This window comes from Rhodococcus sp. MS16, assembly GCF_013277795.1.
Lineage (GTDB): Bacteria > Actinomycetota > Actinomycetes > Mycobacteriales > Mycobacteriaceae > Rhodococcus_F > Rhodococcus_F globerula.
This window is the reverse complement of the sequence record NZ_VBTM01000001.1, coordinates 907,456-924,783: the sequence shown is the minus strand read 5'-3', so window position 1 is coordinate 924,783 and position 17,328 is coordinate 907,456. Positions and strand designations below refer to the sequence as shown.

17 protein-coding genes and 1 pseudogene are annotated in these 17,328 nt (G+C 61.5%); 13 read left to right on the top strand and 5 right to left on the bottom strand.

Features of this window, described 5'->3' with window-relative positions; translation table 11 throughout:
* Window positions 1–3: 3 nt before the first annotated feature.
* Complete coding sequence (locus tag FEZ60_RS04200) at window positions 4–378, top strand: DUF742 domain-containing protein (protein ID WP_172935574.1); 375 nt, start codon at window positions 4–6, stop codon at window positions 376–378.
* The gene (locus tag FEZ60_RS04195) at window positions 359–946 is read left to right on the top strand and encodes an ATP/GTP-binding protein (protein WP_172935573.1); all 588 of its coding nucleotides are present in this window, start codon (window positions 359–361) and stop codon (window positions 944–946) included. The genes FEZ60_RS04200 and FEZ60_RS04195 overlap by 20 nt, the downstream gene beginning before the upstream one ends.
* A 208-nt stretch (window positions 947–1,154) precedes the next feature.
* Here FEZ60_RS04195 and FEZ60_RS04190 read toward each other — a convergent pair whose 3' ends face one another.
* A complete protein-coding gene (locus tag FEZ60_RS04190) occupies window positions 1,155–1,964 on the bottom strand; it encodes a thioesterase family protein (protein ID WP_172935572.1) in 810 nt (269 codons plus the stop codon).
* A pseudogene (locus tag FEZ60_RS04185) lies at window positions 1,964–2,850 on the bottom strand (RecB family exonuclease). The gene FEZ60_RS04190 and the pseudogene FEZ60_RS04185 overlap by 1 nt, the downstream one beginning before the upstream one ends.
* A 102-nt stretch (window positions 2,851–2,952) precedes the next feature.
* On the opposite strand from FEZ60_RS04185, the gene FEZ60_RS04180 reads away from it, so the two are divergent.
* Entirely contained in the window at window positions 2,953–3,966 is a 1,014-nt protein-coding gene (locus tag FEZ60_RS04180; RefSeq protein WP_172935571.1) for a tRNA (adenine-N1)-methyltransferase, read from the top strand.
* A gap of 71 nt (window positions 3,967–4,037) precedes the next feature.
* Here FEZ60_RS04180 and FEZ60_RS04175 read toward each other — a convergent pair whose 3' ends face one another.
* The gene (locus tag FEZ60_RS04175; RefSeq protein ID WP_172935570.1) at window positions 4,038–4,556 is read right to left on the bottom strand and encodes a hypothetical protein; all 519 of its coding nucleotides are present in this window, start codon (window positions 4,554–4,556) and stop codon (window positions 4,038–4,040) included.
* Between the two features lie 192 nt (window positions 4,557–4,748).
* On the opposite strand from FEZ60_RS04175, the gene arc reads away from it, so the two are divergent.
* A complete protein-coding gene (gene arc, locus FEZ60_RS04170) occupies window positions 4,749–6,524 on the top strand; it encodes a proteasome ATPase (protein WP_033231951.1) in 1,776 nt (591 codons plus the stop codon).
* Between the two features lie 169 nt (window positions 6,525–6,693).
* On the opposite strand, the gene FEZ60_RS04165 is transcribed toward arc, so the two are convergent.
* On the bottom strand, window positions 6,694–7,266 hold the full coding sequence (locus tag FEZ60_RS04165; RefSeq protein WP_172935569.1) for an NUDIX domain-containing protein: 573 nt from the start codon (window positions 7,264–7,266) through the stop codon (window positions 6,694–6,696).
* Between the two features lie 57 nt (window positions 7,267–7,323).
* Between FEZ60_RS04165 and dop the strand changes: the two genes are divergently transcribed.
* The 4 genes from dop to prcA all read left to right on the top strand — a co-directional run bounded on the left by dop (window position 7,324) and on the right by prcA (window position 10,822).
* Entirely contained in the window at window positions 7,324–8,823 is a 1,500-nt protein-coding gene (gene dop, locus FEZ60_RS04160; protein WP_033231953.1) for a depupylase/deamidase Dop, read from the top strand.
* 144 nt (window positions 8,824–8,967) lie between these two features.
* A complete protein-coding gene (locus FEZ60_RS04155) occupies window positions 8,968–9,162 on the top strand; it encodes a ubiquitin-like protein Pup (RefSeq protein WP_033231954.1) in 195 nt (64 codons plus the stop codon).
* Window positions 9,159–10,037 carry a proteasome subunit beta gene (gene prcB / locus FEZ60_RS04150; RefSeq protein WP_033231955.1) on the top strand — a complete coding sequence of 293 codons (879 nt, stop codon included), beginning with the start codon at window positions 9,159–9,161 and terminating at the stop codon, window positions 10,035–10,037. The genes FEZ60_RS04155 and prcB overlap by 4 nt, the downstream gene beginning before the upstream one ends.
* Complete coding sequence (gene prcA / locus FEZ60_RS04145; protein ID WP_172935568.1) at window positions 10,034–10,822, top strand: proteasome subunit alpha; 789 nt, start codon at window positions 10,034–10,036, stop codon at window positions 10,820–10,822. The genes prcB and prcA overlap by 4 nt, the downstream gene beginning before the upstream one ends.
* Before the next feature lie 10 nt (window positions 10,823–10,832).
* Here prcA and FEZ60_RS04140 read toward each other — a convergent pair whose 3' ends face one another.
* A complete protein-coding gene (locus tag FEZ60_RS04140; protein ID WP_172935638.1) occupies window positions 10,833–12,254 on the bottom strand; it encodes a phosphatase PAP2 family protein in 1,422 nt (473 codons plus the stop codon).
* Between the two features lie 143 nt (window positions 12,255–12,397).
* Here FEZ60_RS04140 and pafA point away from each other — a divergent pair, with 143 nt between their 5' ends.
* The 5 genes from pafA (at window position 12,398) to tatC (ending at window position 17,298) form a co-directional block, all read left to right on the top strand.
* The gene (gene pafA / locus FEZ60_RS04135) at window positions 12,398–13,756 is read left to right on the top strand and encodes a Pup--protein ligase (protein ID WP_181317503.1); all 1,359 of its coding nucleotides are present in this window, start codon (window positions 12,398–12,400) and stop codon (window positions 13,754–13,756) included.
* A gap of 43 nt (window positions 13,757–13,799) precedes the next feature.
* Complete coding sequence (locus FEZ60_RS04130; RefSeq protein WP_033231959.1) at window positions 13,800–14,810, top strand: YafY family protein; 1,011 nt, start codon at window positions 13,800–13,802, stop codon at window positions 14,808–14,810.
* Window positions 14,810–15,787: a YafY family protein gene (locus FEZ60_RS04125; protein ID WP_045067826.1), complete on the top strand. Its 978-nt coding sequence runs from the start codon at window positions 14,810–14,812 to the stop codon at window positions 15,785–15,787. The genes FEZ60_RS04130 and FEZ60_RS04125 overlap by 1 nt, the downstream gene beginning before the upstream one ends.
* Window positions 15,788–15,910: 123 nt before the next feature.
* Window positions 15,911–16,177 carry a Sec-independent protein translocase subunit TatA gene (gene tatA / locus FEZ60_RS04120; RefSeq protein ID WP_033231961.1) on the top strand — a complete coding sequence of 89 codons (267 nt, stop codon included), beginning with the start codon at window positions 15,911–15,913 and terminating at the stop codon, window positions 16,175–16,177.
* 89 nt (window positions 16,178–16,266) lie between these two features.
* A complete protein-coding gene (gene tatC / locus FEZ60_RS04115; RefSeq protein WP_033231962.1) occupies window positions 16,267–17,298 on the top strand; it encodes a twin-arginine translocase subunit TatC in 1,032 nt (343 codons plus the stop codon).
* Window positions 17,299–17,328: the final 30 nt, after the last annotated feature.

Sequence of the window (17,328 nt, the reverse complement as noted above, 5' to 3'; positions counted from 1 at the left end):
TCGATGCCACATCATCACTCCGAGCAGGTTGATCCTGAACCGAGTCTCGTTCGACCGTACGCACTCACCGAAGGCAGAACGAAGCCGTCCATCGACCTTCCGCTCGAAGCGATCGTCGCAACGGTAGAGGACGCCATCGCACAAAGCCTTGCGCCCGAGGACATTCGCGCGTCGATTGTCGCTCTCTGCGGGCAGCGAATCTCGATCGCGGAAATCGGGGCATACCTCGGGGTTCCGATCGGGGTGGCTCGGGTCCTGGTCGCAGATCTTGTTGTTGCCGGGGCATTGGAAGTGCAAGCCACTCTGCGAAGCGATGCGACTGCGGTCGAACGCCTCGACCTGATCGAAAGGACCCTCCGTGGACTTCGGGCACTCTGACGCGCCATCTCGCGTCACATCGACAAAAATAGTAGTTGCCGGAGGATTCGGCGTCGGAAAGACCACGCTTGTCGGGACGGTCTCCGAAATCGTCCCCCTGCGCACGGAAGCAATGGTGACCGACGCCAGTGACGGCATCGATCACCTCGGCGCGACACCGAACAAGGACACCACAACAGTCGCAATGGATTTCGGCCGCATTACGCTGGCCGACGACCTGGTTCTCTATCTGTTCGGCACACCAGGACAGCGGCGTTTCTGGTTCATGTGGGACGACCTCATCACCGGCGCCATCGGAGCCGTCATCCTCATCGACACACGCCGCCTCGAAGACAGCTTTGCCGCGGTCGACTTCTTCGAAGCCCGCGGATTGCCGTTCATCGTGGCAGTCAACCGTTTCGACGGTGCCCCGATTCACTCGGCACACGATCTTCGTCAGGCGCTGGCGTTATCCGACCAAATCCCCATGATCGAGATTGATGCCCGCGACCGCGCGTCCGCGGTGCAGGCATTGATCACCGTCACTGAATACTCGCTCGCACGTCTTGCTGCCGCTGCGCCCGCTTAACTTTGCGCTATCGCTCCCGAACGGAGTGACCGGCGTCAGAGGTTACTGACCAGTTGGTTACCACATCGCAATGTTTACATGTATGATCGATGTGTAAGTGTCGATGTTGCAGTTGGCGTTTTGCCGGCGTCGTCGGTCCCCTAATTTGTGTGGCCGTCGAAGTCGACCGGCGTAGATAGTCGACGCGCTGCTGTCTCGCCTGCGGCAATCAGGAGCGGGCACGAATCTGCAAGGTCTGGGCGATGCGCCCGACTGCACCCTGCTCGTCATAGAGCACTCCGGCGCACATTCCGACGCCATCGGGTCCGGTGGTGGTTTCCGCGGAAACCCCGACCCATTCGCCCTCGGGAACCCGGAAGATGTGCACCGTCAGATCGGTGTTCAGGAACGTCCAGTGCGCGGGGTCGAGTTTCGCTCCGACGCCGTTGGAGATGTCGGCAATCGCAAACAGCCTCTCCAGGGCTGTCATCTCTTCACCCTCGACCAATACGGGCTTCGGCCGTGCCCACACCTTTCCTGTTCCCTCGCAACCAATTTCGGCAATCCACGACCAATCGAGCGTCTCGAGATAGCCGATGTTCCACATGCCACCCAGTACACCCGGCGTGCCGGTTTCGCGCGGTTCCAGCGGTGGATCGACCACGTGGAGAACGCCGGTGGTGTCTGCGGTTTCCATGCGCCACGCCGTACCACGTGCCACGGCCCGTGACGATCCGTCGGGCGCGGTTGCCCACAATTCGGCGACGATCAATTCGATTCTGCGACCGGGTCGTTCGATCCACGAGCGAACCTCGATGTCCGCGATCGGGATCGGCCCGAGAATCTCCACGACCACCCGAGTCAGACGAGTTCCCTCGCGGGCGCCACAGCGCTCGAGTGCACGCACCAACAGTGCCGACGGGGGAGCGCCGTGTTGGAGCGTCGGACCCCAGATACTGACCGTTGCCTGCGTAGTCGCGAAGCGTTCGTGGCCTTCCGCGGTAGTGCCCAAGAACTGGTAGTACGAAGTGTCTGCCATTACGTATTCTCCTTTGCCGCAACAACTTCTGCGTCCCGCAAGTCCGGCCACCCAGGATACGGCGGCGGTGTGCCGCCGAACGAGGGGCAGAGGGCCTTGTGATCGCACCAGTCGCACAGTTTGCCAGGCTTGGGTCGGAAGTCTCCCGTTGCACCTGCCGCCAGTATTGCCTTCCAGATAGCGGACAATGTCCGCTCGAAACGCACCAGTTCGTCGTGATCCGGGGTGTATGTGAGGATCGATCCCGACGCCAGGTAGATCAGCTTGAGTTGAGCGGGCACGATCTTGCGAGTACGCAGTAGGACCAGTGCGTAGAACTTCATCTGGAACAGCGCTTTGGACTCCGTGAATTCTCGCGGGGCCTTGCCGGTCTTGTAATCGACGACGCGCACTTCGCCGGTGGGGGCGACGTCGATGCGATCGACAAATCCGCGAAGTCGAACGCCGTTCTCGAGTTCGGTCTCGACGTAGACCTCGCAGGCTTCTGCGTCGAACCGCGTCGGATCCTCGAGGCTGTAATAAGGCTGTAATAAGTCTGAACCAGCTTGCCCACTTCGGAGAGAAAACCGTCGAGGTCCTCGTCGGGAATCAACTCGGCCGCGTCGGGGGAGTCGGCGCTCACCCGCTCCCAAGCGGGGCGAACCAACTCCGCAGCTCGATCCGGAACCCGTTGACCGGTGGGTAGCGCAAATAACGCTTCCAGGGCAGCATGGACAACAGTGCCTCTGACCTGTGCTCTTGTCGGTGTTTCCGGGATTCGATCGATGGCTCTGAACCGATAGAGCAGCGGACACTGTTTGTAGTCACCCGCACGAGAAGGCGACAGCGCCGGCCGACTACGCGGGCGATCGTGTGATGTTCCACCCGCTAACGAGGGGGCTGGCAGTTCTACAGAGCTCACACCTGGCAGGCTAGACGCTTGGCCCGACAACTCCGTCGGGGCCGGTGGCGAGGACGCCGGAGCAAAACGAACAGGGATTACTCACGCATGGTGAACGATACGCAACCCGAAGAAATCACGACCGAGTTGGATGAGGTTGCGCAGTCTGCTGTCACCGAACCGGAACTCGACGCTGTAGTAGCTGTAGCAGACGGCCAGGCAGTAGCCGAGGTCGTTGCAGAGGTCGAGGAAACAGCACCCGGTAAGCGCCCCTCCGGGCCGTTCCGTGTCGGCGACCGCGTCCAGCTGACCGACGGCAAGGGACGGCACTACACGATCGTGCTCGAGGCCAACCGCGAGTACCACACCCACAAGGGGGGGATCGTGCACAACGACCTCATCGGCGCGGACGAGGGCAGCGTCGTCAAGTCCGTCAACGGGACGCCGTACCTCGCCTTGCGTCCTCTGCTCGTCGACTACGTGCTGTCGATGCCACGAGGCGCGCAGGTTATCTACCCCAAGGACGCGGCGCAGATCGTCCACGAGGGCGACGTGTTTCCGGGTGCCCGGGTACTCGAGGCAGGCGCCGGTTCCGGCGCGTTGACGTGTTCACTGCTTCGTGCGGTCGGACCCGAAGGCAAGGTCATCTCGTACGAGGTGCGCGACGATCATGCCGAACACGCGGTTCGCAACGTCGAGACGTTCTTCGGTGAGCGTCCGCCGAACTGGGAACTGACGATCGCGGATCTCGCGGAGTTCGATCCGGAAGCGCACGGCGGCAAGGTCGACCGGGTGGTTCTCGACATGCTCGCGCCGTGGGATGTTCTGCCCGCCGTGTCGAAGGCATTGGTTCCCGGCGGCGTTCTGATCGTGTACGTCGCGACGGTGACGCAGCTGTCCAAGGTGGTCGAGGCGATGCGTGAGCAGGAATGCTGGACCGAGCCGCGCTCGTGGGAATCCATCGTCCGCGGCTGGCACGTCGTCGGATTGGCCGTTCGTCCCGAACATCGCATGCAGGGGCACACCGCGTTCCTGATCAGTGCGCGTCGTCTGGCCGAGGGCACTGTGACCCCGAAGCCTCAGCGCCGCGCCGGCAAGGGCTCGAACACTGCCGCCAAGTAGCCACTGACTCCAAACAAAACGAGCGGCGATCCGAAAAAATCGGATCGCCGCTCGTTTTGTTTGCGGAGAAATTATCCGGCGCAGGAAGCGCGGCCCATTTCCAAGAGCACGCAGGCGGAGGTGTCGGACAGCTTCCAGGTGCCGTCTTCGAGCTCCCACGTCCACGGAGCGGCAGGCATCGCGCCGTGCGGGCTCACCACTGCAACATCGGCGGTGGCCGTCTCGCCGTCGACCTTGACGTTCTCGACGGTGAAGGTGATCTTGTACGCCGGGTTGCCACCCAGAGCGGTACCCATGGTCTCGATGTTGGCCTGACGGTTCGTTCCGTCGACCACAAGGGCGGTCTTCTCGGCGATCGGCTTGGCCGGATCGATAAGCGCAACCAGCTGTGCATTCAGCTCGTCTGCCGTCGGAGTTGCTGCGGCCGCGGCTGCGGACGTCGTTGCACTCGAGGCGGCAGAAGCGCTCGACGTAGCGGCAACAGAGGTGGACGTGGCCGACGAATCGGAGCTGTCGTCCGAGCTGCAGGCTCCGAGAGCGAGGACAGCGGCGACGGCACAGGCGCTGACGAGTGTCTTGCGGATGATCACAGCGTGACCTTTCGTTGGGGGAGACAGGCACTGTCTCGGCATTGTAGGCAAGGCTAACATGGCTTACTTTTGGTTCAGGAGCGGTCTCGGTGTGGCAGTCGCGGCTGTGAAATCGAACTCGCGCACCGTGTCTGGCGACACTTGGGCCGCGATGCCGGTAGCGTTGATCTATCGCACTGGGAGGAGACGCATATGAGCTCGACAGAGAACCCGGATTCGGTTGCGGCAGCAGAAGAGCTTCACGCGTTACGAGTGGAATTGCAGGTTCTGCGGCGTCAACTCGCACAGTCGCCGGAGCAGGTGCGGGAGTTGGAGTCGAAACTTGACTCGCTCGCAATCCGAAACGGCAAGTTGATGGACACTCTCAAGGAGGCCCGTCAACAACTGATCGCTTTACGCGAAGAGGTCGACAGACTCGGTCAGCCGCCGAGTGGCTACGGCGTGCTGCTCGCAGTTCACGAAGACAAAACGGTGGACGTTTTCACGTCCGGCCGCAAAATGCGACTGACGTGTTCACCGAATATCGACACCGACACGCTCACTCAGGGTCAGACCGTGCGGCTCAACGAGGCCCTCACCATCGTGGAAGCCGGTGGTTACGAGCAGGTCGGCGAAATCAGCACTCTGCGTGAGGTACTCGACGACGGCTTGCGGGCGCTGGTAGTCGGGCACGCCGACGAAGAGCGAATCGTGTGGCTCGCTGCGCCCCTGGCAGCGGTGTTCGCCGATCCCCAGGCCGACATCATCGCCTATGACGCCGATTCCCCGACCAGGAAGCTGCGCCCGGGCGACTCCCTGCTGGTCGACGCCAAAGCCGGTTATGCGTTCGAGCGTATTCCCAAGGCCGAGGTCGAAGATCTGGTCCTCGAAGAGGTGCCGGACGTGCATTACGACGACATCGGTGGCCTCGGTCGGCAGATCGAACAGATCCGGGACGCCGTCGAACTGCCCTTCCTGCACAAGGACCTGTTCCACGAGTACTCACTGCGTCCACCGAAGGGTGTACTGCTTTACGGTCCGCCCGGTTGCGGTAAGACCCTGATCGCGAAGGCAGTCGCCAATTCGCTGGCGAAGAAGATCGCCGAAGCCCGCGGGCAGGACAGCAAGGACGCAAAGTCCTACTTCCTCAACATCAAGGGCCCCGAGCTTCTGAACAAGTTCGTCGGCGAAACCGAACGCCACATTCGGATGATTTTCCAGCGGGCCCGCGAAAAGGCGTCCGAAGGCACCCCGGTCATCGTGTTCTTCGACGAGATGGACTCCATTTTCCGTACCCGCGGTTCAGGAGTCTCCTCGGATGTGGAAACGACAGTGGTTCCGCAGTTGCTCAGTGAGATCGACGGTGTGGAAGGCCTAGAGAACGTCATCGTGATTGGTGCGTCCAACCGCGAGGACATGATCGACCCTGCCATTCTGCGGCCGGGTCGTCTGGACGTGAAGATCAAGATCGAGCGCCCCGACGCCGAATCCGCGCAGGACATCTTCTCGAAGTACCTGGTCGACGGTCTGCCGATCAATGCCGACGACCTCGCCGAGTTCGGTGGCGATCGCGCAGCATGCCTCAAGGCGATGATCGTTCGCGTTGTGGATCGCATGTACGCGGAGAGCGAGGAGAACCGTTTCCTCGAAGTCACCTACGCAAACGGTGACAAGGAAGTCCTGTTCTTCAAGGACTTCAACTCCGGTGCCATGATCCAGAACATCGTCGACCGGGCGAAGAAGTACGCCATCAAATCGGTACTCGATACCGGTGCACCGGGATTGCGGGTTCAGCATCTCTTCGATTCGATCGTCGATGAGTTCGCCGAGAACGAAGACCTGCCGAACACCACCAATCCTGATGACTGGGCCCGTATTTCGGGTAAGAAGGGTGAGCGGATCGTCTACATTCGCACCCTTGTCACCGGCAAGAACGCCAGTGCCAGCCGCGCTATCGACACCGAGTCCAACACGGGTCAGTACCTGTAGGACGCCGCAGCAGAATCGGGCCGGCACTCGCAAGAGTGCCGGCCCGATCTGTATTCGAGCGCATGCCAACTCGGTCCTGACTGCACACAACCGCGTCGAATATGGCCAGATGTGACATCTCAGCGCTGGTCGTGTGCCGATACGCACGCCCAACCCGAACCTGTCCCGATCATTCGCTGCTGAGTTGGCTCCATCGGTAGTCGGCCAACAACACCCGGGTATCGGGGACGAAGGGCCACGACGGGTCCTTCAGATGCGCGTCGAGCTCAGCCAGGGTCCACCACCCTCCGTCGGAAATTTCGCTCGGTTGATGGATGACGGGACCGTCGTAGCGGAGCTCGAAGGCAAACAAATGACATCGCAATGCGTGACCGCCCCATTCTCCGTCCCAGGAGATTCTGGCGATTTCCGTCAGCGCAAGTGGAGTGTCCTCGGTGCCGAAGATTCCGAGTTCTTCACCGACTTCACGCACAGCCGTGTCGAGTGGTGATTCACCGGGGTCGACGACGCCGCCGGCGATGCAGTCGTGATGGCCACCGAAGACCGCTTTGCTTGTAGTTCGGCGATGAACGTACACGCGCTCGCCGTCCGTGGAGCGCACGAGAACTCCTGAACTGGCGTGCCAGAGTCCGTCTCGATAGACAAGGCTGCGAGGCGCCTGGCCGATCGGTTTACCGAACTGGTCGTACACCGCAACACCCTCATCTGATCGTTTTGTGTCGGTGTCAGGTGGATGCTGCATTCCTCCTACTGTGCCACCACTGCAAGTACTGACGCTCGATCGCATAGTCTCGAACGTATGCAGCGGATTATCGGTGTCGAGGTCGAGTACGGAATATCTTCACCCAGTGAGCCTTCGGCGAATCCGATACTCACATCAACCCAGGCGGTACTGGCGTACGCCGCCGCCGCGGGTGTACCCCGAGCGAGGCGTACACGCTGGGACTATGAGGTGGAATCGCCCCTGCGTGACGCCCGTGGATTCGACCTGGGGCGACTCAGCGGGCCGGCTCCGGTGATCGACGCCGACGAAATCGGTGCGGCAAATATGATTCTCACCAACGGTGCCCGCTTGTACGTCGATCACGCACATCCCGAGTATTCGGCACCTGAAGTGGCCGATCCACTCGACGCGGTGATCTGGGACAAGGCCGGTGAGCGGGTCATGGAAGCAGCTGCTCGCCACGCCTCGAGTGTTCCCGGCGCGCCGCGCCTGCAGTTGTACAAGAACAACGTCGACGGCAAGGGGGCCTCGTACGGCACCCACGAGAACTACCTGTGCTCCCGGGCGACCCCGTTCACGGACATCGTTGCCGGTTTGACGCCCTTCTTCGCGTCACGCCAGGTCATTTGCGGTTCCGGTCGCGTGGGCATCGGCCAGTCCGGGGACGAGGCAGGTTTCCAGCTGTCGCAGCGAGCCGATTACATCGAGGTCGAGGTCGGGCTGGAGACGACTCTCAAACGCGGAATCATCAACACCCGCGACGAACCGCACGCCGACGCGGACAAGTACCGCCGTCTGCACGTCATTATCGGTGACGCGAACCTTGCGGAGATGTCCACGTACCTCAAGGTGGGGACCACGGCGCTGGTTCTCGATCTGATCGAAGCGGGCGTCGATCTGACGGATCTGCAGTTGGCGCGCCCCGTCACCGCGGTTCACCACATCAGCCATGATCCGACCCTGCGCAAGACCGTCGCCTTGTCCGACGGGCGCGAGTTGACTGGGCTTGCGCTGCAACGTATTTACCTCGAACGCGTCGCGAAGTTCCTCGATCGGGAAACTGATCGGGATGCGCGCGCCGACGACATCGTGTCCAAGTGGGCCATGGTTCTCGATCTTCTCGAACGCGATCCGATGGACTGCGCACACATCCTGGACTGGCCGGCAAAGCTGCGCCTGCTCGAAGGTTTCCGCAACCGCGAAGGTCTCGCGTGGTCGGCTCCGCGCCTGCATTTGGTCGATTTGCAGTATTCCGATGTCCGTTTGGACAAGGGTTTGTACAACCGATTGGTTGCCCGCGGATCGATGGAACGACTGGTCACCGAGCAACAGGTGCTCGACGCGGTGTCCAATCCGCCCACCGATACGCGTGCGTATTTCCGTGGTGAATGCCTCCGTCGATTCGGTGGCGATATCGCTGCTGCCAGCTGGGATTCGGTGATATTCGACCTCGGGGGTGAATCGCTGATCCGGATACCGACCCTGGAACCACTGCGCGGCAGTAAGGCTCATGTGGGTGCTCTGCTCGACTCCGTCGACAGCGCTGCGGAGTTGGTGGATCAGCTGACACATTGATTTTGGTGCCTAATCGCGGCCGAGTCTCCCGGCGCGTGACGGTGTCGCTCGGTAGGGTAAAGGTCCGAGCGGATCAGTAACCGAGACTGCTGGGCAGAACAGGATGCTCGTGAGAGCTCCCTTCACACAAGGAGGTCGACGGCGATGGCTCAAGAACAGACGCAGCGTGCCGGTGGCGGCGAAGACGACGACACCACTGGCGGCGACGGTAGTGCCGGCCAGGAACGTCGCGAGAAGCTCGCTGCAGAAACCGACGACCTACTCGACGAAATCGACGACGTGTTGGAAGAGAACGCCGAGGACTTCGTCCGCGCTTACGTGCAGAAGGGCGGCCAGTGACGGTGGATCGCGCGCCCCGGATAACCGACGGGGACACACGGTTGAGCTTCGGCTCCAATCTGTCGTCATTCTCGGAATATCTTCGAGTGCACGCACCGGAGCATCTTCCGCAGAACCGATTCGCTGACAGGGGAGGTGTAACCATGGGCGGGGGTGATGTTGCTCCGCACGGGACCACGATCGTCGCGATCAGTTACGCCGGTGGCGTGTTGCTTGCCGGCGATCGCCGGGCGACCATGGGCAACCTCATCGCCAGCCGTGACGTGCAGAAGGTGTACATCACGGACGACTACTCGGCTGCGGGGATTGCCGGGACCGCCGGCATCGCGATCGAACTGGTGCGCCTGTTCGCGGTTGAACTCGAGCATTACGAGAAGATCGAAGGCGTTTCACTCACGTTCGACGGCAAGGCAAATCGTCTGTCGTCGATGGTGCGTGGCAACCTCGGCGCCGCAATGCAGGGACTCGCAGTTGTACCGCTGCTGGTCGGCTACGACGTGGACGCCGTCGACCCTACGACGGCGGGTCGCATCGTCTCGTACGACGTCGTGGGTGGGCGGTACGAGGAACGTGCCGGCTATCACGCTGTCGGATCGGGATCATTGTTCGCGAAGTCGGCGCTCAAGAAGTTGTATTCACCGGGCATCGACGAGGCCACTGCGCTTCGCTTGGCGGTAGAGGCTCTGTACGACGCCGCCGACGACGATTCGGCGACGGGTGGACCAGACGTTACGCGCGGAATTTATCCGACCGCAGTCACGATCACCGCAGCAGGAGCCGTGGAACTGTCCACGGAGCGGGCGGCCGAAATCGCCAGGGACATTGTTGCGGCGCGTACGGCGCTCGGTAATCCGGAAGGGGGTTCTGCGCTATGACGATGCCGTATTACGCATCAGCCGAACAGATCATGCGTGATCGTTCGGAATTGGCGCGCAAAGGAATTGCCCGTGGACGAAGCGTCGTCGTACTGACGTATCGCGACGGTGTGGTGTTTGTCGCGGAGAATCCGTCGACGGCGTTGCACAAGGTCAGTGAGTTGTACGACCGTCTCGGTTTTGCGGCCGTCGGCAAGTACAACGAATTCGAGAATCTCCGTCGTGCGGGCATTGTGCACGCGGATATGCGTGGGTACTCGTACGACCGTCGTGACGTCACAGGCCGTTCGCTCGCCAATGCGTACGCCCAGACTCTGGGCACAATTTTCACCGAGCAACCCAAACCGTACGAGGTCGAGATCTGCGTTGCGGAAATCGGCCGCTTCGGTAGCAACACGCCGGCTCAGCTGTATCGGATCACGTACGACGGTTCGATTGCCGACGAGCAGGAATTTGTGGTCATGGGCGGCACCACAGAGCCAATCGTTACCGCGATGCGCGAGTCGTATCAGCGAGACCTCGATCTGGAGTCCGCTGTACGTATCGCAGTTGGAGCATTGCAGAAGGGTGGGCCGGCGCCCGTCGGAACAACCGAGGCCGAGCCCCGGGTGCTGACCGTCGAGGCACTGGAAGTTGCAGTTCTCGACAACAACCGTCCGCGCCGTGCGTTCAAGCGAATCTCGGGAGCAGCACTCGAAGCCATGCTGCCATCGGCAGCAGAGCCCCAGAGTAAGGCTGAGAAGGCTGAGGATGCGCCGCCGTCAAACGGCGACGCACCCCAATAGCAACTGTTTTTCAGTCCTTCGAGAATCTGTAGACGGCAACCGCGGCCGGTTCGGTGCTGAAATCGAACCGGCGCGCGTCTGCCACGACTTCACCGTCGGTGGCAATCGCTACAGACTCAGCATTCACCTGAACCGAGAGCGTCGGCGCCAGGGCATGGATGTAGACCGGTGAGCTGCCCAATGTTCCTGTGGCAGCGGCAAACAGCAACCGGGAGCGGGAGAATTTCCGGTCGGCTCGCAAGTATCGGACGTCGAGCAGCCCACGGTTGAGTTCGGGCCGCGACATCGGGACCTGGTCGCCGGGGGAGTACCGGCCGTTTCCGACGAAGAGCATCCAGATACTGGCCTTGGTGCCGTCGATGGTGACACTCATCGGCTCTGCGGCTGCTAGCACGCGGATCATCGCCGCGGCGGCCGCCGGCCACTTGCCGAATCGCGGTTCCCACTTTTCACGTAGCCGTACCGCATCCGGATAGCCGCCCAGACTGGCTGTGTTGAGAAAACGAGCGGTAACCCCGGTATCGGTTGTCACCACGGCATGATCGACAAACGCTGCTTGTCCGGACTCGACCGCCGTCACCGTTTCAGCGACGTCCGCGACGCCGACGTCGCGGGCAAAGTGGTTGAGGGTTCCACCTGGGAAAACTGCGAGCGGAAGATTGTGTCGTGTTGCCGCGTCTGCGACCGTGACGACGGTGCCGTCGCCGCCGCACACACCTACCGCTAGTGGTTTCGACTCACGAAGCTTCGCTTCGATCTGCTTGTCGAAATCTATGTCCGGGTTGAATTCGATAATGACTGCTGCGGGCAGGGCTTCCCGGATCGTATCCACGATGCCGTCGTCTTCGCTGCCGGATCCGGGATTGGTGAAGACAACCAGTCCTTCGCCTCCAGGCAGCGCAGGTACCACACACTCGGGACCAAGATCCGCGGGTTCTTCGTCGCGTACTGCCCACCACCTGCGCGTTCCCGCTGCCACGGCACCTCCGACGGCTATTCCGGCGAACACGTCCGAAGGCCAGTGGACCCCGTTGTGCACGCGTGAATAGGCGACGGCCGCGGCCAATGGAGCGAGTACTGCGCCGGTTGTCGGAGATTCCATTGCTACCGCGGTAGTGAATGCGGCTGCGGAGGCGCTATGACCCGACGGGAACGACGAGGACGTCGGGAACTCGACTCCGCGCTTCGGGTTGATCCACGCGCGAACGGGTGGGCGTCGACGGGGAAAAAGCGGTTTCAACACACCGTTTGCCAGTGCGCTCGATCCGGCCAATGCGAGCATTCCGCGGGCAGCCGCGCGGCGCGGTTGTCCGCCGATCAGCGCGAGGACACCGGCGATAGCCATCCACAGGAACCCGTGGTTGGCTGCTCGCGAGAGCCGCCGCATCACGGAATCGAGCGTGGAAGGCTTCAGTGCGCCAGTGCTTTCCATCCATTTGACGTCGGTTCGGACAAGTTTTCGGTGCAGGTAGCTCACCCCGCCACACTATGCCGACTCGAGATGTTGTCGAGTCGTGACGCCACGGGAGTTCGTCAACACGGGTGAAGCGGGCATTCTGGTTGTACTGTCGAAGTGTGCAGAGACGAATCATGGGTATCGAGACGGAATTCGGCGTTACCTGCACCTTTCACGGGCACAGGCGACTGAGCCCCGACGAGGTTGCTCGTTACCTCTTCCGTCGTGTCGTGTCGTGGGGTCGTAGTTCCAACGTCTTCCTCCGCAACGGAGCGCGCCTGTACTTGGATGTTGGTTCTCATCCGGAGTACGCAACCGCCGAGTGCGACAGCCTCATCCAACTGGTCAACCACGACCGGGCCGGTGAGCGAGTTCTCGAGGAACTGCTCATCGATGCGGAAGAGCGGTTGGCAGAAGAGGGAATCGGTGGCGACATCTACCTCTTCAAGAACAACACCGACTCCGCCGGAAACTCGTACGGTTGCCACGAGAACTTCCTGGTCGCGCGAGCTGGCGAGTTCTCCCGCATCTCCGACGTGCTGTTGCCGTTCCTCGTGACGCGTCAGTTGATCTGCGGTGCCGGAAAGGTTCTGCAGACACCGAAGGCAGCCACGTTCTGTCTCTCCCAGCGTGCCGAGCACATCTGGGAAGGCGTCTCGTCGGCCACCACACGTTCGCGTCCGATCATCAATACCCGCGACGAACCTCATGCCGACGCCGAGAAGTACCGTCGCCTGCACGTCATCGTGGGCGACTCCAACATGGCCGAGACCAGCACGATGCTGAAGGTCGGCTCTGCCGCCTTGGTGCTCGAGATGATCGAGGCTGGAGTCTCCTTCCGCGACTTCGCCCTCGACAATCCGATTCGTGCCATCCGAGAGGTCAGCCACGACGTCACCGGAAAGCGTCCGGTCCGGTTGGCCGGCGGCCGCCAGGCCAGTGCTCTCGACATCCAGCGTGAGTATCACTCGAAGGCTGTGGAGCACCTGCGCAATCGCGAACCGGATCCGCAGGTAGAGCAAGTTGTCGATTTGTGGGGCCGCATGCTCGACGCCGTCGAAGCCCAGGATTTTGCGAAGGTCGACACCGAGATCGACTGGGTGATCAAGCGTAAGTTGTTCCAGCGCTACCAGGATCGTCACGGATTTGATCTGTCCGACCCGAAGATCGCGCAGCTCGATCTTGCGTATCACGACATCAAGCGTGGGCGCGGAGTGTTCGACGTGTTGCAGAAGAAGGGCTTGGTCAAGCGCGTCACGGAGGACGAAACGATCGACGACGCCGTCGACAACCCACCGCAGACGACACGCGCGAAACTTCGCGGCGATTTCATCACTGCAGCGCAGGCCGCGGGGCGTGACTTCACCGTCGACTGGGTGCATCTCAAGCTCAACGATCAAGCTCAGCGAACAGTCCTGTGCAAGGACCCGTTCCGTTCGGTCGACGAGAGAGTTGAGCGACTCATCGCGTCGATGTAGTGCGCTGACGTGTCGGCAACCGCAGAGCCACTAGGATTTCGGCGTGGCGACATCGAAAATCGAGCGGTTGATGAACTTGGTGATTGCATTGCTCTCCACCAGGCAGTTCCTCACTGCGGAGAAAATCCGTGATTCAGTAGCCGGTTACAGCGATTCCGCCAACTACGAGGCGTTCTCCCGGATGTTCGAGCGGGACAAGAACGAGCTTCGTGACCTCGGAGTTCCGTTGGAGACGGGACCGGCTGGGCGGTTTTCGACGGTCGAGGGATATCGGATCAATCGCAATGCGTATGAGCTTCCTGATGTCGATTTGACCAGCGAAGAGTCGGCGGCCGTTGCCGTTGCCGTGCAGCTGTGGGAATCGCCCGAGCTGATTTCCGCCGCACAGAGTGCCTTGCTCAAACTGCGTGCTGCCGGTGTACAGGTCGACGGGGATGTTTCCGCCGCGCCGATTACCGCGATTCCGGCTCGCTCACGTGGTTCCGAACCGGCTCTCGGGAAGCTGCTCGCCGCAGTCGACGCGGGCCGGGCCGTTCATTTCCAGCATCGCGCTGCGCTCAACGAACCGTTCATCGAGCGGACAGTGGAGCCGTGGGGCGTGGTCACGCATAACGGCAAGTGGTATCTGGTCGGTCATGATGTCGATCGGGACGCTGTCCGCACGTTCCGCCTGTCCCGCATCGGTGACGATGTTCGCGAATTCGGCCCAGCCGGCGCGGTGCACAAACCGGAGGGTCTTGATCTTCGCGAGGTTGTGGACCGAGTAACCGGATCCGGTGTCGTGACCGGTACCGCGACTGTCTGGGTGGCGGCGAACCGCGCACACGAGCTGCGCAGGTTGGCGTCGTCGATGACGGATCGGACGCTGACCGAACGCGAGGGAAGCGTTCTGTCGATCCCGGTTCGATCGTGGGAGTGGACTGCCAGATTGATCGCCGGACACGGGGCAGATGCGTTGGTGCTTGATCCGCCGGACCTGCGGGCTGACGTGATCACCAAACTTCAAGGTGCTGCGGCACGCTCGGAGATTGCCGAGCAGAAGGAAACTCACTGATGAACAATCGCCTGTCGTCGAGGCTTGCTCGATTGCTGAATCTTGTTCCGTTTTTCATCGCGAACCCTGGAATGAGCGCCGCGGAGGCTGCCGCCGAACTCGGTGTCAGCACAACGCAGTTGATGAACGATCTCAATCAGTTGTGGGTGTGCGGGCTGCCCGGGTACGGCCCGGGCGATCTGATCGACCTGTCATTTTCCGAGGAGAGCATCGACGTCACGTTCTCCGCCGGTATCGACCGGCCCCTTCGGTTGACCTCGACCGAAGCGACCGCGTTGCTCATCGCGTTGCGCTCGCTGGTGGAGATGCCGGGCATGGTCGATCCGTCCGCGGCGCAACGAGCAATTGCCAAGATCGAAGCGGCGGCAGGCTCTGCGGCAGCGCGCGCCACGGGTAACGGGCATGAGGCCGAACCGGAAGTGGATGTCGCCGAAGATCCGGTAACGGCGACGGTCCGGTCGGCGCTGGCTGATCGGCGCGCACTGAAGCTGACCTACTACTCGGCTTCGCGGGACGCGGTGTCCGAGCGGGTGGTCGATCCGGTGCGAATCGTGTTGGTCGACAATTTCAGCTATCTCCAGGGCTGGTGCCGCCAGGCCGAGGGTGTGCGGTTGTTCCGATTCGATCGGATCGATGCGGCAATCGAACTCGACGAGCCGTCCACTCCGCCACCGCACGCGCTCGACGAGGATTCCAGTCTGGAATTGTTCAGTGGCGACGGATCACTGCCCGAAGCCCGATTGTTCGTAGCTCAGAACTGTGTCTGGATGCTCGATTACTACCCGATGGACGTCCAGAAGGTGAACGACGACGGTTCCGTCGAGGCAACAATGAGTTTCGGGACACTCGAGTGGATGGCACGGTTGGTTCTCGGGTTCGGCGAGGGTGTTCGGGTGCTTGCACCGCCGGAACTGGTTGCCGAAGTGCATAATCGGGCGGTGACGGCGTTGGACGCTTACGACACGATCGGATCGTGAGCGGGCTTCACAGCAACCGCGCATGAAACAAACAGGTAAACGGTAGCTGAAGTAAGGACTTGGAAGCCTCCTTACGCCGGTTGTGTCCGGTAGCATCGAGGAATCTGATCATGGGAGGTCATTATGGGTGCAATGCAGCCGATGCATTGGCTGATTGTTGCTGTTGTCGTTGTCATTCTGTTCGGGTCGAAGAAACTGCCCGACGCAGCTCGAGGACTCGGCCGTTCACTGCGCATCTTCAAGAGTGAAGTCAAGGAAATGCAGAATGACGACGCGGCTCCTGCTGCGCCCGTCGTTGCTCAGGCCCCGGCTCAGCTGCCGACCGCACAGGTGACCGCTACCGGCGCTGCTGCTCCGATCGCGCAGCCGACCGAAGTTAAGCCGCTCTAGCTACATGCCGCTGTCCAACCGGGGTGAAATCTGTATTCACCCCGGTTGTGTGCTGACCAAAACCAGTTTGCCAAGAGCAGGATGTACCAGTGCGAATTCCGTTAGACCCGCGTAACCGCCAGCGGAAGGTCAACCCCGACGGCACCATGTCGTTGATCGACCACCTGTACGAATTACGAACTCGACTGCTGTTCGCGTTCCTCGGTGTCATCATTACCACCGCCTTCGGATTCTTCTGGTACTCCGCGTCGATTTTCGGGATCGAAAGCCTCGGCGACCTACTGCGCGGACCGTACTGTGAGCTTCCGGTCGAAAGCCGCGCAAACCTCAGCGTCGACGATGCGTGTCGTTTGCTCGCAACCGGTCCGTTCGAGCAGTTCATGCTGCGATTCAAGGTGGCCCTCACCGCGGGAATCGTGCTTGCCAGTCCGATCTGGTTGTACCAGTTGTGGGCATTCATCACTCCGGGCCTGTATTCGAAGGAACGCCGCTACGCCGTGGCGTTTGTCACCGCCGGTGCCGGCCTCTTCATCCTCGGTGCCGTTCTTGCGTACCTGGTCGTGTCGAAGGCTTTGCACTTCCTTCTCACCATCGGTGACAACGTTCAGATCACCGCGCTCAGTGGTTCCGAGTACTTCGGATTCATCATCAACCTGCTGCTGATTTTCGGCGTCAGTTTCGAGATTCCGCTACTGGTCGTCGTACTGAACTTTGCGGGAATCCTTACCTACGAGCGGCTCAAGGCGTGGCGTCGCGGCTTGATCTTCGGCTTGTTCGTGTTCGCGGCCATCGCAACTCCGGGTTCGGACCCGTTCTCGATGCTCGCGCTTGCGCTCTCGCTCACTCTGCTGTTCGAGTTCGCAGTGCAGATTGCGCGCATCAACGACAAGCGCAAGGCCAGGAAGTCCGGCGAAGACTGGGGCGCGCTGTCGGACGAGGAAGCGTCGTCGATCTCGGCGCCGACCGACTTGAACGAAGCTTTGGATGAACCCGCGAAGCCGAAGGCGGAGTCACGCGGATTGTTCGGCCGGAAGTCGAAGGCGAAGGCAACTGCCGCGACCGAAGCCGGTTCCGGTGCTGCCGGCAACACGTCGGGCCAGGACTTTACCGACACCCTGTGAGGCGTTCCCCGGTACCTTGTGAGGCGTGTC